This is a genomic window from Mucilaginibacter mallensis (genome assembly GCF_900105165.1).
In the GTDB taxonomy this organism is placed as follows: domain Bacteria; phylum Bacteroidota; class Bacteroidia; order Sphingobacteriales; family Sphingobacteriaceae; genus Mucilaginibacter; species Mucilaginibacter mallensis.
Window position 1 is genome coordinate 145240 of record NZ_LT629740.1, and the last position, 23202, is coordinate 168441.

The window sequence follows — 23202 nt, forward strand, 5'->3', positions numbered from 1 at the left end:
ATCTCTTTGTTAAACCCCTATTTTACTTATTCCTCTATTGGGAAATATTTTACAACTATACTCTAATATATCCTTCGTAATTATATGTTATGATAATATAATCACTTGATATTAATATTGTTGTATGTATTTTGGGTGAGAAAAGTTTAACATACATCTTATCGAAGATTTAAAAACAGATTTGGTAATATCCCTAAATAGGTAGAAATTGCTTATGAATAAATCTTTAATTATAATTAATATCCTTTAATATATTAATCATCAATATAAAATTTAAAACCCTTGTTTTGATTTATTTAATCGCACAATACATTAGATGAAATTTTCTCTTACACTCTGTTTTTTTGTTCCTTTTCGGTTCATTTCGATTCACTCCCGTTAACCAACAACAAATTGACAAAAGATTAAAAAACAGTGAAATGTTGTTGTTTCAGGGAAAATCTAAAGAATATTTAGACATTAACATACAAATCGCGCAAGATGCTAAACGAATATCTTATTCAAAGGGAGTTGCAATAGCAAATTTTAGAATTGGCAAGGCTCTGAATATGCGTGGAGATTTTGAACAAAGTATCCGGCATTTAATTATTGCAGAGCATGAAGGGTATACTCAAAATTCTGAACAGCTTAAAGCAGATATTAATCGCGTATATGGAGATAACGAAAACAAGCTTGGCCTTTACAATATTGCCATTGAGCGAGAAAAAAGGATACTAAATGGCAAGATTGGATCAAAGGATTTAATTTATAGCATTGCTTGTAACAAAATTGGGGAAGATTTTTTGGCTTTAAATAGGTTTGACTCTGCATATTTTTACCACAAAAAGGCTTATGTATCTCTGTTAAACGCTGATTCTACTACACAAGTGATTGCTTTATCAATTGTTTGTGGCAACCTAAGCAGCGACTGGGGTAGGCAGAATCAACCCGATTCTGCCCGGTTTTATTTGTTCAAATCTCTAAAACTTGCTGAGCAAACAAAATATCCCTATGCCCTGCAAGTAGCAACAAAAAAAGCAGGATCGTTCTTCTTCACACAAAAAAAATATGATTCAGCGCTTGTTTACTTCCATCGTTCCCTTCAGCTAGTTGGCAGGTCAAACTATATGTATGAATTTAAGAGTCTCTATAAAAGTCTTTATGAAACCTACAGCTTAAATCACAACGATAGTAAATCGATGTACTATCTTAAATTATATACAGCCATTTCGGATAGCATTACTACTTTAGAAAAGAAAGGCATGCCTGTTGCTATTAGTGAGATTGATAGTGACCATGAAAGATTCTTTACAAAAAATAAAAATAGATTACTACAAATACTTGTTATAATTACGTTCAGCATAGTTACAATTTTCGTTTTGGCTTACTATCACAGTTTTAAGATGTTAAAAAAGGAAAAAGACAAACGTGTAACAGATAAAAAAGAATTTTTAGATTCCCTTGCTGAATCTAGATCACAAGCTGAAATAGATGCTTTTAGCATGTTGGTTGAATTGGCAAAGAAAAGAGATCCTGCTTTTTTTATTAAGTTTAATGAGCTTATCCCAAACTTTAGCGGTCGATTATTGGCAAGATTCCCTGATCTAAGTGCAAGTGACTTCGAGTTTTGTGTCTACCTTAAGATGAATTTTGATACAAAAGAAATAGCCAGATATGCGAATATGACAGTAAGATCTGTAGAAGCAAAGAAATACCGAATCCGGAAAAAATTTGGAATATCTTCTCATGAGGATATTAATATGTGGATAGCAACAAATATTTAAGTCCTTACTTGGATACCAAAATCTGTCAGGCACAAATTTTCTACTCTGTCCGCAGGCTATCTGCCGGATTGGCCATGGCTGCTTTACCCGCCCGGATGCCAACAATGATTAAAGCAACGGTGATCATGACCACCCCGCCAAGCAGGAATAGCCACCAGTTGAGCGCTGTATGGTAGGCAAAGTTTTGCAGCCACTTGTGCATTTGCCACCAGGCAATCGGTACAGCAATGATAAAGGCAAGGACGAGCAATTTGGCAAAATCGGCAGCCAAAAGCGTAATGATCTGCCTTACCGAAGCGCCCAATACCTTACGTACACCGATCTCTTTCACTCGCTTGTTGGTCATGAAGATAACCAGTCCAAGCATGCCTAGACAACTGATGAAGATGGCAATTCCTGCCGACCAGGTCAGCAACAGGGATAACTGCCGGTCTTCCTTATAAAAGTTTTCTACGGTCTTGTCCAGAAAAGTATAATCGAAATCGGTATCGGGATAGACGCTTTTCCAGGCGGCCGTCATTTGTTGAATGGCTTTATTCCAGGAAGCCGGATCGGTTTGGAGCGCCACATGCATCACATAACCACGCTTTGGTGCGGAGAAATAGATCATAGGCGCTACCGACGTGCGAACAGATGCCTGGTTAAAGTCCTGCATGACACCCACGATCGGGAGCTGTCCATTACCGAATTGCAGGAAATGGCCTACTGCTGCCGCTGGCTGGCTGAAGCCGATCTGTTTGGCCAGGGTTTCGTTGATCAATAGCTCATTCGCCGTATCGGAAGCGGTTACGTTACGGCCTGCTACAAGTTTAATACGGTAAACGCTCAGATATGCGGTATCACCATCGCGCGAATTGACGGAAAGGTTTATGTTTTTACCTTTTTCCTTATAATCGACCTCCGTGCTCATAAAGCCGTTGAATGCCGGCGACTGGTTGCCCAGGCTGACCGCCTGTATGCCGGGAATGCCCGCCAGCTCCTGCTTTAACAGGAGTTTCTTAGGATTAGGCTTATTGAAATCAAAAGGAACATAAAAATTGATGATCGCATCTTTACGGAAGCCCATGTTTTTGGCTTCGGCAAAGTGTAATTGCTTGTCGACTACCAATACGCCGATCACAAATACCTGCGCAATAACGAATTGCGAAACGATGAGCGTTTTGCGCAGCCAGGCACTGCCGGAAGCAGTGGATTTGTTATCTTTTAATACAGTAACGGGGCGGAAGGCAGACATGATGAAAGCCGGGTACAGGCCGGCCACCAGGCTAACCCCTATAATCAGTGCCAGCAAAAACAGCCAAACGCCGGGATCTCTGAACAGATAAGCTGCATTCAATCCTTTAGGAATAAAGCCACTAAATACTTTTAACAGTAAGGGCACAAGTGCAGTTGATACTATAGCCGTTATAAGCGTAAGTAAAAAGGTTTCTGACAGGAACTGGGTCATCAGCTGGCCCTTGCCGCTGCCCAATGTTTTGCGTATGCCGATCTCTTTTGCACGCTCAGAGGCATGAGCAGTTGATAAATTGATAAAGTTGATGGCCCCGAGCGCCAGTAAGAAAATAGCCAATATGGCCAGGTTGCGGATGACAGCTGGATTTACGCTGCCCCCAAAATCCGGATTGAGATGTATATCGGCCAACGCCTGCAGCCGACGCACTGTTTTGCCATCAGCATCTTTATTATGCAATTTGAAAATAGCCGCGATCTGGCGGTTGATGGTAGCAGCCGACACCTTCGGGCTAAGCTTCACCAGCACCTCGTTATTCGAATTGACGCTTTCCCACTGATCAGTTTGATAGTCCTTTTTTAAGCTGGTGTTATAAACGGTATTCAGGGACAGGAAACATTGTTTGTCAAAATCGCTCTTTGCTTCCAGATCCGCCACAATACCCGTAACGGTTGTTCTGACCGTGTCGCTGAAAATGACCATTTTACCTATGATCTGATCCGGAGACAGACCGGGGAAATAAACTTTTGCCCGGCTTTCGCTCAATACCAGGGTATTGGGATTTTTTAAAGCGCCTGCCGGGTTGCCCGCAAGCCAGCGGTGCGGCAAAATATTAAAATAGCCCGCATCTGCAAAAGCGATCTGCTGCTGCTTTTTAAAAATTTTATCCGGCTTGCTGCTGCCCTGGGGGATGATGACTTTGGTATTCCAGTCATTATAATCATACACTGCTGCCACGGTCTCAATGCCGCTGACGTTCTGTTTTAAAGCTTCCGCAAGCGGCACAGGAACGCCCTGATTTTTCCAACCATCGCCATCGGTTACCACACGATAAACGCGCTCGCCGGCTGGCTCGAACTGATCGAAACTGCGGTCATAGCGGATCATCATAAAAATAATGAGCGCAGCACTGATCCCGGTGGACAGTCCCAATATATTGATAAGTGTGGTGACTTTATTGCGTTGAAAATAACGTAAAGCGGTGCGAAAGTAGTTTTTGATCATGGCGGTTTCGTTTTGATTTAAACTTCCTTATCCCGGTTCAAGTGTTATGCCAGTTCTCAAGTCGTTGTTTATGAATTGTTTATAGTTATTGCAATTAGATAAGTGTTCGAAACCGGACGATCGCTGTACGAAAACGTTATAAAGTTAATCCGTTTGACCCGCCCCTATGCCGGCGCATGCGTTTCGCGTGTGCCAGCATAGTTTTTTTATATTTATTCCCCATCGTATATATTTGCACTCCGGAAATTTTCCCTTTCGGGATGTAGCGTAGCCCGGTATCGCGCCAGCATTGCCCGCCACACCTTTGCAACTACGGTAACATTAACCAACGGTGTACAAATTGAAACGTTAAGCAAGTTATTAGTCCACAGCAAGCTAACCACCACGCAGATTTACGCTAAGGTAATCGAGAGCAAATTAGGTGACGATATGGCACAACTTAGTAAGCGGTTACAAGCATAGCCATAAAAGTAAAAATCTATACTATAGCCAAGCCCTGTACCGAAAAGTGCAGGGCTTAATTTTTGTAATAAAACCAAAATAATATCATCCCGTTGTACCATGTAACAGAACTTAAAAACCGAAACCATGCCCAATAAATATTTTAAACCACACGAACGCTTTGACCGTAACCCACATAAGTATGATATTGGCATATTTACCGGGTTAAAAAAAGGCTATGAAGACAACCTTTTCATAAAGAAACTATTTACCCTATCTGAACAGGAATACACCGATTATTACCAATATCACTTATCCTATTTCTTAGGAAAGGAGCCGCAGGGCGAACAGGAGTTTTTTACATTCGTTTGGCAGATCGTTTTAATACGTATCAGATATATAGAAACCAAAGACCCATTTAATTCGAGCCATGCGACCGACATGGAACTGCTTGCCAAACTCACGAACTTTCAAAAGTATCTCCGCATCGGCAAAAAGCAACCGGCGGATGAAATATCAAGGATATACAAGCGAAGCAATTTGGTTTGTTTTTTTAGCGATGCTTCGTCCTTGCTATTTCATCCGCCTTGCGCTTTTTGGTGCCTAAGCGTTGAAATGGGATGGTGTGTTAAATGAAAATGATAGTTCAATTCTCAACTTACCAAAAGGGGTTAATTGTATTATTGTAACAATAATATTACACATTGTAATCATAGTGTGTGTTTTTATAAATGTTAAATTAGTACAACACAAATCCTATAACCTTAACCGATTACACATATGAAAATTCCAATGCAGGTCTAACTCTGGGCACCAAGATCTTTTGAAAAAATGAAGCCGGCATTTATGCTGACATGCTTTATTGTGATTTCTTTTTTTCATCACGCCGCTACTACACCATAATAATAACGAATACCACCTAAACCTTTCTTCTCATGAAAAAAATATGCATCGCCATTTTTGCGATTCTTGCAATTTCTCAGTCATCTTTTGCCCAATCGCAATGGACTACCAGTGGTAATAACATATTTAATACCAATACAGGAAATGTAGGAATTGGATTGAGTAGTCCCCTATCAAAACTACAGATTAGTACAAGCGCGCTTGCAGGTGTGACTGTTACCGGTAACACCAGTTCTTTTATTGGCCCGGATATTGGTATATCAAGAGCCACATCAGGCGCAAGCATTGGTACTGCGCCGGCCATACAATTCACCGATGTAGCCACCGGATTTTCATCCATGATACAGTCATACCATGGGCAGCTTCAATTTTTTAATAATATTGGCAGCGGATGGTCCGAATGGATGCGCATAACAACCACCGCAGTTGGAATCGGGACAATTGCGCCTATATCTATGTTTCAGGTGGCAACTGGTTGCCGAAAATCATCACTCGGAAGCGCTGGTGCTACTGACTTAAATTATGGGACCAGCTATTTAGGGTTTAATGCTGCAAGAAACGCCGGTACCTGGACTGTGGAAAGCGATGGATTGCATAATGGTGGCGGCGTTATCTATGGGGATGTATTCGGCGATATTTATTTCGCGCCGATTCCTACAGGTACAGCAGGCGGTGCAGGAGGGGCAACCCAAACATTGGCTGATAGCTCTGTTAAAAAATTGATTGCTTTTAGCGTAAGCTCTCTCGGGGTTGCGCGGGCGAAACAGGTTGTAGTACAACTTACAGGTTGGCCAGATTATGTTTTTAAGCCCAACTATTTGTTACGACAGCTGACAGATGTGAAAAGCTATGTGGCTGTCAATCATCATTTACCTGACATGCCTTCAGAAAGTCAAATAGCTGCTGATGGCCTTAATTTAGGTGAAATGGACAAGCTGCTCACTAAAAAAGTAGAAGAACTGACTTTGTATCTCATCGAGGGCGATAAAAAGGAACAACAGCAGCAAACTCAAATTGATGTACAGGCCGGGCAGTTAAAGCTACAGCAGCAGGAAATTGATCAGCTAAAACAGCAATTACAACTATTACTGAAAAATACGCCTGGAAATAAGCGATAAACTGATTCAGATCTCTATGAAGAAGACTATTGTATTAAGTATTTGCCTGTTAACAATGCTGTTAGCATGCCATAAAAACAGGAGTGCGGTTAACCAGATAAAAGATGGCGATATGTCATTGGGAATAAGCCGGCTTAAAAACGGGGAGGGGAACTCCGGCACGCTGGATTTTGCTATACGCCTTATCTCGAATAAACAGCTACTAGCCGATAAAGATAAAAGTTTTAGGAACTCATTATGGTACAGCATGGATAGTTGTTTTTACCTGATGAAGGGACAGAGAAAGATCTATTCGGCAATAGTGCAGCCTATTGCCAATGGTGTGGCAGGTACATTCGAATACATGTTGTCCTTTAATGAAGAAGATTTAAAGGCAGGTAACTGGAGTTTAATATATGATGACAGATATCTGAACCATAAGAAATATACCCTGAGCGTTCCTGAAGAATAAAATACCTGAACCAAACCATATGATAAACCTCTTTACCAAAAGAAAAAGAATAGCCCTGACGCTGCTAGTCGTTTGGACAGGCAATATATGCGCGCCGGCGATATCTTATGCGCTTACATCAGGCCCTGCGCAGCCTGAAGTACAGGGTTTCCAGGTAGCCAGCGTATCCGATATGGTCGATTTGTCATCGGGAGGTTTAAAATATAATATTCCGCTATTAGATATTGATGGTTATCCTGTTAATCTGAGCTATCAGTCGGGCTCCGGCATTGATGATGAAGCCAGTTGGGTTGGATTGGGGTGGAGCTGCACCCCAGGTGCGATTACCAGGCAGGTAAGGGGTTTGCCTGATGATTTTTCAGGTGATATGGTAGAAACGGATCATTACGTAAAACCAAAAATCACCATAGGCGGCCGCTTAACCGCAAAAACCGAAGCTTTCGGTATTGCAAGATTACAAGGCACTTTCACTTTTGGGGTGTTTAATGATAATTATACCGGCCTGGGCGCGGAGTTAGGGGTGAATGCGGGTGTTTCTTTCTCTACATCTAATGACGGATTACTTACAGCCGGGCTTGGGATTGGCGTTTTATCAAATACCCAATCAGGTGTTGATGCTGATATATCGCCTTACGTATGTATGGCTATAAAAGAAAACACAGATAATAATGCTACTATAAATGCAGGTTTATCGGGTTCTTTTGGTTATAACACAAGGTCCGGGCTGAAAGCACTCACATTAGGTGCAAGTTTCGGGGCCGGAAATAATGTAAAAAATGATAACGGTGATATTATAAAAGCAGGCGAGGCAAGCTACAGCGTAGCCGGATCAAGTATAAGTTATAATACCGAGCCGATCTCCCCATCTGTTCAAGTACCATACACTTCAAGTTACGGATCATATAGTTTTGATGTAGGGCTTGCCGGTGAAGGTATCTTTGGTTCAATCGGAGGTACAGGCTATAAAAATGTACGGCAAGTACAAACTATCGCTAACGCTAAACCGGCGTTCGGTTTCTTGTATGCCGAAAGAGGGAAAGATAACCCGGATGCGATAATGGATTTCATCCGTGAGAATGATAACCCGGTTATTCCTACGCTTCCTGATCTTGCTATTCCTATCCATACTCCGGATATCTGGTCGTATACAAGCCAGTCGGGCGGAGGGCAATTCAGGTTATACAGGGGAGGTTCCGGGGCATTTTTTGATAACCAGACTGTCGATGGTTCAACCACAAGTACGCTGGGTGGTGATTTAGGTGTCGGCGCATGGGTTCACGGTGGGATTACCCTTTATAACCAAACCGCCAAAACCGCCACCCACAAATGGACCAGTAATAATAACTACCTGGCCTACGGAGATTTTCAGAAGCCAAACTATAGCAATCCCAGCGCCGAGCATGTCTATTTCCGGCAGGTGGGCGAAAAAAACGTGGAAGACCAGGATATGGACAGTCAGCTTCATGGTACGCAGGCGCTCGCCGTCTCCACCAGCGGCATAACTGCCAATTCCGCTTTTCGCAATGCAAGTGGTCTGAATAGTTCAGTACCTATCGATTCGGCAATTGCCAAAACTTCGAGGAGACCTAACCGGACAGTAATATCCTATTTAACTGCTGCTGAAGCACAGCAGGCAGGCCTTTATAAAAGTATACCTGAATATAGCTTTAAAGATTCCTCCAGTATCGCAACGTTAACAGCAAACCAAATCTATACTCCGTTACCAAGGGTTGACGCCACGGGCAACGATACTACCTATATTCACAAACCACATCATATTTCCGAAATTACGGTAACGGATGATGGCGGCAAGCGGATGGTGTATGGCATACCGGTTTATAACATTTACCAGGATGAATACTCATTTGCCATAGATCGCACAAGCCGTGATACAAATAACCTGGCATGTACCCCAACGGGTATCAGCAACCCTAAGGGCGATCCTTATGGGGTTGACAATTACTATCACAAAGAACACAAACCATCATATGCTACCAGTTATTTGTTGTCTGCTATCCTGTCATCTGATTATGTGGATAAGACCGGTAACGGTATTACTGATGATGACCTGGGCACGGCCATTAAATTCAATTATTCAAAGTTAGCCCATTATTATAAATGGCGAACACCCTACAATAAAGCCACGCCTAATCGTGGTTTGCTGGCTGATCCTGATGATGATAAAGGCAGCATTGTTTATGGCAAAAAGGAGGTTTGGTACGTACAATCAATCGAATCAAAAACAAAGATCGCTTATTTTATAACCGGCGACCGCCGGGACGCGCTGGGTGTAAGCAGCTGGCAAAATGGCGGTAGCGACCCATCGAATACGCAAAAATACCTAAAGGAGATCCGCTTGTATTCCAAGGCAGATATGACACGGCCAATTAAGGTGGTGAAGTTCCAATATACTTATGAATTGTGCACCGGCATCCCCAATTCATTGGATTATGGATCGGGAAACCACTTGCTGGGCGGTAAACTTACTTTATCAAAAGTGTGGTTTGAGTACGGAAATTCGGACAAAGGCAAATACCACCCTTATGTTTTTCAATACAATAAAACCAACCTTAAATATAACGGGGCCAATACGCCAAAATACGCCTATAATAGTACCGACAGGTGGGGAATATATAAACCGGCAACCGAAAACGCCAACCATCTGGCAAACGAGCAATACCCGTATACCAACCAGGATACCTCTTATACCAATCAAAATAGTGCTTTATGGCAGCTGAGCCAGATCGCATTACCTACAGGTGGAGTGATCAATGTCTCCTATGAATCGGGGGATTATGCTTATGTGCAAAATCAAAAGGCGATGGTGATGAGTAAAATAGTATCCCTGATCATTGATACCACCTCAAGTATGCGTGATACCACACGCTTGTTAAATGCGATCAAAGGGATACGGGTTAATATCGGTACGGCTAATCTGCCACCTGCAGGTGTTGATCAAACAACCTGGTTTAAAAATAATTTTCTTAACGGATCCAATTATTTGTATACCAAGATGTGTGACAGTATGGGAACGAATAATTATAGGAGTCCCGATCCTCGATTATCCTATGATTTTGTGCCGACGTATTGTCTTATTCAATCGGTGCATATAAATAGTGCAGGAATGGCGAATATTATGTTAACGCCCATTACGGCAGGAGGTGTAACAGCCAATCCTATGATTATCTCCGCCTGGCAGCGCATGAAAAATGAGTATCCGCGATACGCCTATCCGGGTTTTGAAAATAGGGTACAAACCAATAATAACAGTGTGCTGGCTGCGGTGTCCGCCGTAATAAACGCGGCAAAAAATTTGACCGAGCTCGAAAAAAGTTTCTACCAGAAAGCAAACAGCCGGGGCTATTGCAGTAAAGTTTTGCTGGGCAATAGCTTTGTAAAACTGGCTATAAATACCGGTGCTAAAATTGGAGGCCCTGTACGTGTAAAAAAGATCCAGATCAGCGACACATGGAACGCGACAGGTGGCCCTAATACAGCGTCGAGTTACGGGCAGTCGTATACTTATACCACAACAGAAAATGGTAAAACAATCAGTAGTGGTGTGGCTACGTATGAACCGGCTATAGGTAACGATGAAAACGCTTTAAAGCAGCCAGTGCCCTACATCGAAAACATTAAAGGGGCTATCAATAATTATTTTGACCTGGAGATGCCTTTTTGCGAATCCTTATACCCGGCGCCAACGGTAACATATAGTAAGGTGACCGTTGCCGACCTCGATAAAACAGGCACATCGCCGCCGCAGACCGGTACTATTGTTAATGAGTTTTATACCAGTAAGGATTTTCCGGTGAAGGTGACAGCTTTGCCTGTTGTTCCCTATGAACCAAGGCCCAATGCGCAATATTCATTAACCCAAACCAATAGCGATGATGAGCTTTGCATGTCGCAGGGCTATAGTATTGAGCTGAATGACATGAATGGGAAGACTAAAGCGACCACGGTTTATGACCAGTCGGGCGCGGTGATATCTTCAACAGCCTATTATTACAATGCAACGAATAACGGTAATGGAATGTCGCTGAACAATAATGTACAGGTAGTTAACCCATCCACCTTACAGGTTAGCAGCCAGGTATTGGGGCGCGACGTTGACTTTTTTACCGATTTCAGGGAACAGCAAACAAGTAATACCGGAACAGCAGTAAATGTCGGCTTTGATATTTTTCCGATACCACCATTTCTCCCGTTTTTCGGCTTGCCACATTTTCCGATACATGAGAATAATGATCGTAAATTATTCCGCTCAGCATGCGCTGTTAAGGTGATCCAGAATTACGGGATACTGAGTAAGGTGGTAAAAACCGAAAACGGTTCATCCATTACCACCGACAACCTCGCCTATGATGCGCTGACCGGTGAAGCGGTAGTCACCCGCACCAAAAATGAATTTAACCGGCCCATCTATTCCACCAACATACCGGCTTATTGGATCTATAATGGCATGGGGGCAGCCTATCAAAACCTGGGGGTGTCATTCAGCCAGTTTACCACCAATGCCAACGGCGAGATCAATCCGATATATGCGAGCTATCTGCATGGCGGAGATGAAATAGTGGATACCCAGTCCGGCATTCATTACTGGGTGATCTATAACCAGGCGGCATCCGGCAGCGGCAATACCAAAAAGCTGATCGATATCAACGGGAATATCAATGCCAGCTATAACCCTCCGGCACTGGTTAAGATTGTAAGGTCGGGCTTCCGCAATATGCTTACTGCCGGTGCAACCACCCTGGTAAGCCTGAACAGCCCGATAACAGCGGCTAATTACCTGCAGTTGAATACTTCCGGAAATCTTACGGCTATGAAGGTAATTAATGCTTCGGCGACGACTTATGATGAGAGTTGGGCAGGGGCGAATAATCAATGTGTTGATAATAAAATAGATCCAACATTAAATTTGATAGAAAATACAACAAGAGATTTCTCGCTTTCAGCTACGATGCCTTTATATGGCGGCATGACAATAACTGATTTTAATAATCCTTCTGTTGATACGGTCATATATTCTGCTTATTGGGGAGGAAATACAAGTACGAATATGGGAAGGCGAAAAGTTATTGGCTTTTGGCCACACGAAGCAATTACAAATCCTTCTGATACATCGTATTCTGGTTATGATGTCGTAGTGAATTTCCCTGAAACTAAGGTGTATTATTTCGCATTCGCATTCAACCCTATTTCGCAATATGTATATGATTGTCAGGATGGTGATGATGGTGAATCCTATCAACTAGATGGTGATTTTCTTGATGTGCAGGGAAAGTTGATTAATGCTGGAAAACATATAATTCATGTTACCTTTAAATTGAAAGATCCAAATGTTCCACTTGCCAATCGTTGTTCAGGGTTGGAAATATATAATAATACATTTAATGATTTGATTCATGCCGATTCTGTTGGAACAGGCTTGAATATTTTATTCTCAACAAAAAACTATGTGGGAAATAATAATGTACTAAATTTCTTTGATACAATGTTAACTGATAGTGACCAGGTAGATGGGCATCAATCTTATCACTATACCAGACCAGATGGAAACCCGCCGTTTTATAACTTTAATTACTGTGTTGCACCTCAGCCTCTTATTCTCAACCCCTACATCGCCGGCTACCTCGGCAATTGGCGGCCTTATCAAACCAAAGTCTTCCAGCAAAGCCGTAATTATATTTTCTCCAGCAACCGCACCCTCGCGAGTGTGGATGTGAAGAACGCGGGCTATATCAATAATTTTTATCCATACTGGTATTCCAATGCCGGTACCTGGACCGTTAACCCTAATGGTACACGCTGGGTAACCGCCAATACAGTAACGCTGTATGATAAATATGGACAGCAACTGGAAAACAAGGATGCCTTAGGGCGTTTCAGCGCAGCTAATTTTGATTTTAATGGCGAGCTGCCCTCCGCGGTGGCCTCCAATGCCATGAACCGGGAGATCTACGCGGCCAGCCTGGAAGACAGCTACTTTACCTTCGGCGATTCCAGCAACTCGGATACCTGCAACATTAGAGAGTTTATCCAGCCATCTACTAAACGCACCATTAAACAACTGGCGGTAAATACCGTGGCGCATAGCGGCAATTACAGCGCGCTGTTGCCTTCGGATGGTGTTACACTGTCCACCATTATAGATACCGTCCACCAGAAAACGGTGCCTTACCTGGCTTTGGATAGTAAGAAACAATACATCACCCAAACTACAACGGGGCTGTACCCTAATGGGTTTGAGCCTTATCCCGGCAAGCAATACCTGTTTGATGCATGGGTAAGTGATGCTTATCCCAATACCCAATCTATCAATATTAATCTTAGTATCAACGGCACCAATGTGCCTTTAAAATGTAAAGCTGTGGTAGAAGGATGGAAACTGGTTGAAGGTATTATTGACCTGTCGACACTCGGTTCAGCTACGGCATTAAATATATCCATTGTGCCGGTTACAGGTACGGTTTATATCGATGATATCCGCATGCATCCTTTTGATGCGCAAATGAAAAGTTATGCCTATGACGACAAAACCATGCGCCTGATGGCAGAATTGGATGAGAACGGTTTTGCTACTTTTTATGAATATGATGATGAGGGCTTGTTGATAAGGGTTAAAAAGGAAACCGAAAAAGGGATCATGACGCTGAAGGAAAGCAGGTCGACCTACAGGCGTAATTTAAATCCATAGCGATGAAAATGAAAAGATTAAAGATCATAAGCACTTTATTTATCCTGTTGCCGGTGTTAATGGCTTCATCCAGTTATGGAAAAACAACTGATACGGTGCCTGACAAAGCAGTGTTGGAGAAGTTTGAACAGGTGTGTAAAAAAATGAATGATGTTAAAGGCAATTACACGCTCGGTGGTGTCATCAATATTATTGACAGGGCCAATCCGGCCGATGCGATGGATCATGTTAATTTCCTGTTCTGCAAGCAAGCAGATGAATTTTATTACCGCCTGGGGAAAACTATCACCCTGAATGAACAGGGTGTGTATTTGTATATCGATAACCAGTCGAGGCGGGTGATGGTTTCACCGCAAAAAAAGGTAGAGTATGATGCCGGTATAAAACAGTTTGCGTATATGGGGGCGAACATACAATCGGAGCATTACAAAATGACCAGTAAGATTAATGGTGACGAACAAACCATATCCCTGGTGAATGAACGCCATATCAGCTGTAAGCAATATACCATAACCTTCGACAGGCAGAGCCTGAAGGTAAAATACCTCTATATGCGGCTCACAAATTTGAACGACCCCTTGAATAAAGCGAATGAAAAGATAGTAACCGTAAGTATCAGCAAATGGGATAATACGGCTGCTATCAGCCAGTATCTATCCAAAGACAAGGTGATAAAAAATGTAAAGGGCGGATGGAGAACGGTGAATGAATATAGGAGTTACGAGCTAATAAAAATGTAATATTTAATAATTGCCGGCATGCGTAAAATTGTACAGCTTTTTATTTTGATCGGAACAGCCTTCCTGCTGTTTCCGGGCAACTGTTTTGCCGGTATAGAAAATAACCAGAATGCAATAACAGGACCTTTTGCTACTGGCGTAACGTGTTCTGCCCAGGATAGTAAATTTACCGACCCCTTATGGAGTAGCTATTATACCAAATCCATTCAAAGTACGGTATCACTAAAAGTATTGGATAATGTACTGATCAGCACGGCATTTACCTATACCGCTAATTTGCAGATCCAGTATTACACTGCACCCGGTAGCGCTGTTACAACGGTTAATACATCACTTACCGTAAATTATGTACCGGGGCAGGGCGCCAAATATAAAGGGCTGGATATTTATAATGTGCCGCTTGGCTATAAAATTACGGCTACAGTTTTAAGTTCATCAACCACAGGTACGGCTCCGGCATCATCGGTACAACTAACCGCCGCTATTGTGATAGACCGCAGTTATCCGTTCTCGGCTGCTACTGGTATTGGCGCGGTGTATAATATAGCCAACAATACCAAACAATTACAGGTGAGCTGGGCCACGATACCATCGGCTGATGAATATGATGTAGAGTGGACAACGATCAATAATGGGAATAGCAATTTTGCTGAGATCTCGGCCAACCGCACAATTCCATCTACGCCTGATAATCCAGCTTTAAGTACCGCCCTTGCGCAGGCTTTCAGAAATAATGCCAGCCGTACCACTACTTCGGGCAATAACGTGGGTATCTCCATGATCTCAACAGATAGCCTGCTGCTGGTACGCATACGGCAGGTGCAGTATGATAAAACAACCGGAGTAAGGGTGGCAGGCAACTGGGACTACAAGAATGGTAGTGGGTACGCCATATGGCTGCTCAACTGGGATGAACAAAATCAGAACTGGCAATATTCAGCAGCATTTGCTGAAGACGGCAAGAAAAAGGAAGTGATCAGTTATTTTGATGGTACGCTGCGCGGCAGACAAACGGTGACATTGAACAATACGGATAATGTTGCCATAGCTCAGGAGAATATATACGATAATTTTGGGCGGCCAACAGCCAGCATCTTGCCCGCGCCTTATAAAGAACCCAGCCTCGTGCCTTATTTGCATTATATCCCCAATTTTAATGAGAACGCGTTAGATAGCCCTTATACTTTCGTAAATGTCAGAGGTGTTGTTCCAGCTGCCTGTGAGTTAAATCCTGACCCATTGAATACAGCAGCAGGTGCTTCACAGTATTACTCTGCTTCAAATGATTTCAAAACCCTGAACATCGGTAATAATTATATACCCGATGCAGCGGGTTACCCTTTATCAGTTACGCAATATACCAATGATAATACGGGTCGGATCCGCTCGCAGGGCGGGGTAGGATTGGCTTTTCAGCCGGGTAAATCCGGCTCGCCGGCGCTGAGCAAAACCACCAAATACTATTATGGCAAACCGGAGCAATGGGAGCTTGACCAGTTATTTGCCAACGATGCGGGTTACGCGGAGCATTACCTGAAAAATATGGTGATTGACCCTAATGGGCAGATCAGTATTTCTTACCTGAATGCCAGCGGTAAAACTATCGCCACGGCACTAACGGGCAAGGTACCATCTATGTTGGATACGCTGCCATCGTATCATTCGGTTTCCAGCACCACCATACCGCAAAATATCCACATACTAAAGCCTGAACAGTTTATATACGATGCTTCTGCGCTCACGCTTACCGCCAATACTACTTATTTAGCTTCCGTAACTGGAGTAGATACCCTGAAGTTTAATATCCAGAAACTGGTTGATAAATATCCCGGTACGTTTCAGATCTGCAGTAATTGTTACTATAAAATGACAGCAGTGGTGAGCGATGATTGCGGCGATATAGCAGCCAGTATCACTACTCCGGTAAAGATAGGTGATACAGTAAGCACCTGTGCCGATACCGCTCTTTATAACGGGTTATTAGTAGTACCGGTTAATCAGATCGGGGAGTACAACGTGAGGCTGCAATTCGCGTTCGACCCAACAGTGATACAGAGCTATACCGACACTTTTATACAACAGGGCCTCAGCCATGGCTACATACAGCAGCAATTTGATTACATCAAACAGCGTTACCTGGATAGTCTGAATGTAAGTGGTTGTTACAGCGATTGCCATACCTGTACCACTTTGTTGGCTGATTCTGCAGGCTTTGTACAGGCACTCCAAACTACCTGTACCGGGCTCGGGCTGGATTCTTTAAGTGTGGCCGGCTCTTCTTTTCATGCATGGGCAGGCGGCCTGTTCCATACCCTAAAGTTGAATTGTAATGCACTACAGGCTACCTGCAGTTATTCACCATGCACCTCTGAACAGGATGAAATGGAGGGTGATGTGTCGCCGGGTGGTCAGTATGCTTTGTTTGATTCTACCGGCAGGGTACTTGAACCCGGCGCAAATGTATTAGCCGATACCATACCGGGAGTGGGTAAGCCTAACTGGCGGGTAGTATTTCCTGTGCTGGCAGCAACAGATTCGGTATACATCAGCAACGAGAGAGTCAGGCCTGATGGCACCGTCACTTCGCCGAATGATGGTAGCTTTAATCTGCAGCAACTGATCACTTACTGGCAGCCGGCATGGGCGGTTAAGTTCTTGAGTTATCACCCGGAATATTGTAAACTGCAGTTTTGTAGTAGCTCTTCGCAATACCAAAGCTGGGACCTGCGGGTGCAGGAGGATTTTACCAAAGCATCGCAGGTACCGCTGATCCCGGTGGCCAGCGGGCCTCCATTAAACTATAACTATACCAACTCATCCGACTGGTTATTACCTGCCGACCCGTTCTTTAAGTCGGGGGGCATGGGGGCGGCTTATTATTCGCAGATGCAAAGCGATCTGCTTCATTATTCCAGCAATGTGCTGAACATCACCCAGGAGCCGATCAAGGGGCTGATGGCTTATGATGATTACATGCTTTATTGCGTGGATAAAACGGGCAATACCAATACAGGTTTGCCGGTAGATAGCAACTGGACACAGTGTACCCCGGTAACTTCGTGCAGGGTGGCCGACAGGGAGTGGGCCTTATACAGCCAGTATTACTTTCAGCTTAAACAAAAATATTACCAGCTGCTGCAAGCCGTTTCTTGCGGATCGGTTTGCCCGGTTGGGCAGCCTATAGTAAGCCAGTTGCCGGGTAGTTGCCCGGTGCCATCTGAGTTTAGTGTGCAGCCATATATCGGTACTGATTATTGCGGAAGTGCACAAACTGCTGTAGTAGTACATAATCCCGGGACGCTGAGCCATTCGCTTACCGTGCATTTGTATTATCCGTCTGTTTATAATAGCAGGACAGACCTCATACGTTCAGTTTATTTCCCCGGTGCCGGGCAGGTTACATTTTGTGTGCCGAATGATGTGCCGATCAGTTACATTAGCGTAGATTCGGTTAATTGCGGAACAACACCACCGCCTGTACCGGTTGATACACCATTGATTTTTATGCATGATGCTAAAACAGGACAATCAACTATGTTGTGTCAGGGTGGTTTATATCAGCAGGTTCAATATACCAGCTATATGGTGTTGCGCAACAAAAGCGGACAATCAGTTAAAGCAACGCAGAGTATTGATGTAGAGGTCAACTATACTATTACCGAAGCGCCAGAATTTACGCATTATTTCATGATACCTCCTGGCGATTCTGTAAGTACAAGTTACGTTTATTACAGGTCCAGCGTAGTACCGGGTACATGCAATGTGGTGTCGGTAAACCCCGACTGTGTTTTATATGTTTACGGGGCCTTGTTTACCGCTAAATACACTAGCCCACCGACATATTTTAATAGAACATGCCCGGATTTCGTCGACTCCATACCGCCGCCGCCAACACCGCCGGTAAACCCATGCCCGCAGGCATATACTGTAAAAACACCACGGTTCCCGACTTATACTTCTATTCCGGCTGATACGGTACAGGGCATTACGGCCAGTTGGCAGTTAACCGCACCTGTTCAAACTGCCATATCGGACCAGGCGCAGGATATTTGCCAGGCCAATGCTGCTACCTGGATCAGCAGATTGCAACCCGGGTTAACGGCGATGAGCATTAGTCAGAGCCAAATTAATCAACTTACTTCGGCTTTAATAGGTATTTGCTCTATTGGTGGTGTAGATCAAAACCACCCGATGGGGGCAAGTTCGCTGCCGCCAGGACAAACTATACCCTACGTGAATTTCGGTGCAGCTATTCAAAGTATCATACTCAGTCCGGGCATCAATCACTACACTTCGGTCATGAACCCGTACCTCATTGACGCCCCATATCCTTATCAGCCTTTGCAGCAGTCGGTGGCCAAGACTATCAGTAATTCAAATGCTGTTTTGTGCGATTCATTGAGCGCTTTAACCGCACGGGCTACAACTGCGGGCCAAACGCTGTACAATTACCTGGTAAGCACCTACGGCAGCGCCATGACGCTGAGCCACGCCGACCTGGATACACTGGTGAACTCCTGTACCAATTGCCGGTTCATGCTGGCCAATGATATTACCCTGCCAGTATTTCTGGATCCTGGTTCAACAGGTTGTGTACTGCGTGCTGCCTATTTAGCGGCTAAGGATACCCTGAACATACAGTTTGGCGGTACGCTTTCCACCCTCGATACCAATTACCAAACCATACTGAGCAATTACATGAACCAGCGCTGGGGATTTTCGCTCACTTATAGTGATTATAATGCCTTTGAAACCGGCACATCGCCGTTGTTATGTAATACGCTGCCGTATACATCGGTTAACGCCAACCCATATGATTGCGTGGAGAACGCGGTATCAAAAGCAGTAGAAAGCGGTTTAGCCGATTATGATGCCTATATAGCGCTGCAGCGGCAAAACTTTATGACCAGCTATATCAATACCTGCAGCCTCGCCAAGGCTAACGCCAATATGGTAGGCGTGCAGCAGGAATACCATTATACGCTGTATTATTATGATCAGGCGGATAATTTGGCGCGCACCATACCGCCCGAGGGGGTTACGCTGGTTAACCCTAACCTGTTTAGCTATATTGACCATGTGCGCGATGTGGATACGGCGGCGGTAAGCTATAGCTATAACGGCCCGGAAACAGCATCCAGTCTGCCAGCGGCACTGACCACCCTTTCAGCTACCCTGTCGGCAGCGACAGGCGCGGTAGAAATGTGGCTGTATAACGCCAGCCTGAACCATTACCATTGGGTAGAAGTAACGCCTGACCAGAAATATCTTTTCCAGTTAGGGATTGCAGGCAGCACGCTTAATATTGACGTTTATCCGCTTAAGTCGCCAAGCGCGACGACCGTGCAACTGATGCCTACAACGGGGCATTACCAGGCAGATATCAGCGCTGCGTTACCTTTGTACCCGTTTACGCATGTGGTGTTCCAGGGGAGCTCGCTGGGATCAGGAACAACGCTGCCGCAGATCTACCTGAACGGGCAGGCGCTGACGGTAAATACCAGCGGCACACCGGGACCATTCGGTTTTACGATTAAGGTGGGCAGCAGCGTGATCATTTATCCCGACAGTAACCAGAGCCTGAAACACATGCGGCTGTACAACCATCTGCTGAGTCCGGCAACGATCACCGCGGATGCTGCTAATAACTATTTTTCAGCAACAGACCTGAGCTACACCGGCTGGTACCGCTTTAACATACCCGCGCCGGGCACGCCGCCAACCACGGTTAATGGCACGAGTGATGAAACGACCAATGTGGATCTCTATCCGGGCCACGTACTGCCGACCAGCTATACCTATAATGCTACTAACCAGGTGACCACGCAACAGTCGCCGGATGGGGGCACGAACCGTTTCTGGTACGATCTGCTGAGCAGATTGGTGATCTCGCAGAACGACAAGCAGATCACGCTGAATAATTACAGCTATACGCAGTACGATTCGATCGGCAGGATAACAGAAGTAGGGCAGAAGAACTATACAGGCACCACTATAGGCAGCCCCGACTACCTGGCTAATACCACGATAACCGCGTTTAACACAGCAGGCACAAACAGCCAGATCACCGATACGTATTATGACAGCCCGGTACCAACAGTCAGCGGCAATACCAACGGTATAGCCACGCTGCCGGGGCAAAGCAACCTGAGGAAAAGAGTAGCAGCCAGCACCTACACCGAAACCCAGGGCAGCCCGGTACTGCGGGCGACCTATTACAATTACGATATCGACGGCAATGTAAAGACGCTATGGCAGCAGGTAGACGGGATCTACCAAAACAGCACCAACACGGGCTTAAAACGGATAGACTATGAATACGACCTGGTGAGCGGGAAGGTAAACTTTGTACGCTACCAGGACGGGCAGCCGGACGCGTTTTACTACCAGTATAACTATGATGCTGATAACCGCCTGACCAAAGCCTGGAGCAGCACCACGGCCATGGTGGATACAGCCATAGGCAGTTACCTGCCCAAAACCACGGCCAAACAGGACGCCGCCTATTACTACTACCTGCACGGCCCGCTGCGCCGGATGGAACTGGGCGACAGCACGAGCAAGGTACAGGGTGTGGACTATGCTTATACCTTGCAGGGTTGGTTGAAGGGGGTGAATAGTACATCCGTACAAAGCTCGCAGGATATGGGCCGCGATTCTTTACCAATCCCACGAGATGCCTACGGCTATAGCCTGTATTATTATACAAACGATTACAATCCAATAGGCGGTACAAACCCATTCTCAACCGCTCCGGCAGGCCTTAGCACGTTTAACTCGCTGTACAATGGCAACATAGCTGCCATGAGTACCAATATAACCAAACTTACCGACCCATGGCATTACTATACCTATAGATATGACCAACTCAACAGGCTAAAAGGCAACAGCGTTTACAAAGCGGGCAGCACTGCTACTCCGGTAACCGACTATCAGGAAAACTTTACCTATGATGGCAATGGCAATATCCTCACGGCCACCCGCAACGCAGGGGCTGCCACCGCTATGGATAACCTGACCTACAGATACAACCATAACACCAGTGGCAGGCTCACCAATAACGAGCTGAACTATATAACCGATGCCGTAACCACCCACAACTGGCCCTACGGGCTGAGTAACCAAGCAATTAATAACTATACCTATGATGCCATAGGCAATATGACGGCTGATGTAGCAGATACCATCAGCAACATTAACTGGACGGTTTATAATAAAATACAAAGCCTGACCAACAGCAAAGGCACGATTATTTATACCTACGACCCGGAAGGACAACGAGTAAGCAAGACGCTGAGCGGCATTACCACCTGGTATATCAGGGATGCCCAAGGCAATGCCCTCGCATTATATGACAATAAGCACAGTACCATTAACTGGAAAGAACAGGATCTGTATGGCTCATCACGGCTAGGCATGTGGCAGCCCGGCGTAACGCTAAGCACAAACAATGCACAAGCTGTATGGGATACTACGGGCGGTAAGCAGTATGAGTTAAGCAATCATTTAGGTAATGTACTGGCAACCATCAGCGATAAACGGGTACAGCACAGCAGCAATGGCACAGCCATAGACTATTTTGATGCCGATATAGTCACCGCCCAGGAATACTACGCTTTTGGCGGCCTGATGCCGGGAAGAACTTATGTGGAGGCTAGCAACTACCGTTACGGGTTTAATGGGAAGGAGAATGATAACGATGCCAATAATGGCTTTCAGGATTATGGGCAACGTGAATATGATAGATTGATAGGAAGGTTTATTAGTGTGGATCCGATTTCAGGTAAATATCCCGAGTTATCAACTTATCAATTTGCTAGTAATAGTCCAATTAATTTTATTGATATCGATGGATTAGAGCAAGCTATGCCAAAATATAAGCGTGATCCTATTTCACAAATTATACACGATATAAATAAGGCTATTGATAAAAAAATTCAACAGGAGGAAGAAAAGCTTTCATTAATGAGTAATGAAGAAATAAAAGACGCCATCAATAAAACAATGGCAACTGCACTTAAACATCCAGATGAAATAATAATAAATACAGTAAAAAATATAAGTAAGCAAGAAGATCAAATTCCAAAAGATGCTCGTAATTTGTTAAATTACGCAGCAAAAGGGAAAACAGACCAAGTATCCAAGTTAGCGGCGGATAAAATCGTTGAATATGGACCATGGTTTTTATTTCCTGAAGAGGAAGAACTTAAGTCTGTTTCACCAGAGTTATTTAACGTAGAAAAATTATCGATAGAAACACCTTATGGTTTAGCAAGACAAGCATTGACAAAAGATGCATTATCTTTACGATCACAGGTCGAATCGGGTATAAAGCTATATAGAGTAGGAGAATTAGGAAAAAGCGAGGGGGCAGAAGCGCAATTTTGGTCAACAGAAAATCCGTTAGATAATCCGCGAGCTTATGAAAAAAAATATGGGTTAGAACCGGGAAGTCTTGGAAAGAAAAATTTCATTGAAATAGGTACACTTAAGAAGAATACTTCATTTATAACAAGACCTGCGCCAGCATATCCAAATAGCCCTGATGATTATGGTGGTGGTATTGAAGTCGTTACTCCCGCAAATGGAGTCAACTTAGAAAGTTTTCACATAATAAAAAAATAAACA

General features: G+C 44.2%; 8 protein-coding genes. 7 read left to right on the forward strand and 1 reads right to left on the reverse strand.

Translation table 11 applies throughout. The features are described 5' to 3' along the window. Positions 1-419 precede the first annotated feature (419 nt). On the forward strand, positions 420-1763 hold the full coding sequence (locus BLU33_RS00630; protein WP_157682007.1) for a helix-turn-helix transcriptional regulator: 1344 nt from the start codon (positions 420-422) through the stop codon (positions 1761-1763). 40 nt (positions 1764-1803) lie between these two features. On the opposite strand, the gene BLU33_RS00635 is transcribed toward BLU33_RS00630, so the two are convergent. Then, positions 1804-4218 (reverse strand): ABC transporter permease, encoded by a 2415-nt coding sequence (locus BLU33_RS00635; protein WP_091367724.1) that lies wholly within the window; start codon positions 4216-4218, stop codon positions 1804-1806. A gap of 588 nt (positions 4219-4806) precedes the next feature. Between BLU33_RS00635 and BLU33_RS00645 the strand changes: the two genes are divergently transcribed. From BLU33_RS00645 to BLU33_RS00670, 6 genes are all read left to right on the forward strand, one after another. Beyond that, complete coding sequence (locus BLU33_RS00645) at positions 4807-5295, forward strand: hypothetical protein (RefSeq protein WP_091367728.1); 489 nt, start codon at positions 4807-4809, stop codon at positions 5293-5295. Between the two features lie 299 nt (positions 5296-5594). Beyond that, a complete protein-coding gene (locus tag BLU33_RS00650; RefSeq protein WP_091367730.1) occupies positions 5595-6680 on the forward strand; it encodes a hypothetical protein in 1086 nt (361 codons plus the stop codon). 16 nt (positions 6681-6696) lie between these two features. Beyond that, positions 6697-7131 carry a hypothetical protein gene (locus BLU33_RS00655; protein ID WP_157682008.1) on the forward strand — a complete coding sequence of 145 codons (435 nt, stop codon included), beginning with the start codon at positions 6697-6699 and terminating at the stop codon, positions 7129-7131. Positions 7132-7150: 19 nt separating this feature from the next. Beyond that, positions 7151-13834: a hypothetical protein gene (locus BLU33_RS00660; protein WP_091367734.1), complete on the forward strand. Its 6684-nt coding sequence runs from the start codon at positions 7151-7153 to the stop codon at positions 13832-13834. A 2-nt stretch (positions 13835-13836) separates the two neighbouring features. Next, entirely contained in the window at positions 13837-14574 is a 738-nt protein-coding gene (locus BLU33_RS00665; RefSeq protein WP_091367736.1) for a hypothetical protein, read from the forward strand. 18 nt (positions 14575-14592) lie between these two features. After that, complete coding sequence (locus BLU33_RS00670; protein WP_091367737.1) at positions 14593-23199, forward strand: RHS repeat domain-containing protein; 8607 nt, start codon at positions 14593-14595, stop codon at positions 23197-23199. Positions 23200-23202: the final 3 nt, after the last annotated feature.

Coding starts and splice junctions, on each gene's coding strand:
- BLU33_RS00635 (WP_091367724.1), bottom strand. CDS start 4,218: ATGATCAAAAACTACTTTCGCACCGCTTTACGTTATTTTCAACGCAAT.
- BLU33_RS00665 (WP_091367736.1), top strand. CDS start 13,837: ATGAAAATGAAAAGATTAAAGATCATAAGCACTTTATTTATCCTGTTG.
- BLU33_RS00630 (WP_157682007.1), top strand. CDS start 420: ATGTTGTTGTTTCAGGGAAAATCTAAAGAATATTTAGACATTAACATA.
- BLU33_RS00660 (WP_091367734.1), top strand. CDS start 7,151: ATGATAAACCTCTTTACCAAAAGAAAAAGAATAGCCCTGACGCTGCTA.
- BLU33_RS00650 (WP_091367730.1), top strand. CDS start 5,595: ATGAAAAAAATATGCATCGCCATTTTTGCGATTCTTGCAATTTCTCAG.
- BLU33_RS00670 (WP_091367737.1), top strand. CDS start 14,593: ATGCGTAAAATTGTACAGCTTTTTATTTTGATCGGAACAGCCTTCCTG.
- BLU33_RS00645 (WP_091367728.1), top strand. CDS start 4,807: ATGCCCAATAAATATTTTAAACCACACGAACGCTTTGACCGTAACCCA.
- BLU33_RS00655 (WP_157682008.1), top strand. CDS start 6,697: ATGAAGAAGACTATTGTATTAAGTATTTGCCTGTTAACAATGCTGTTA.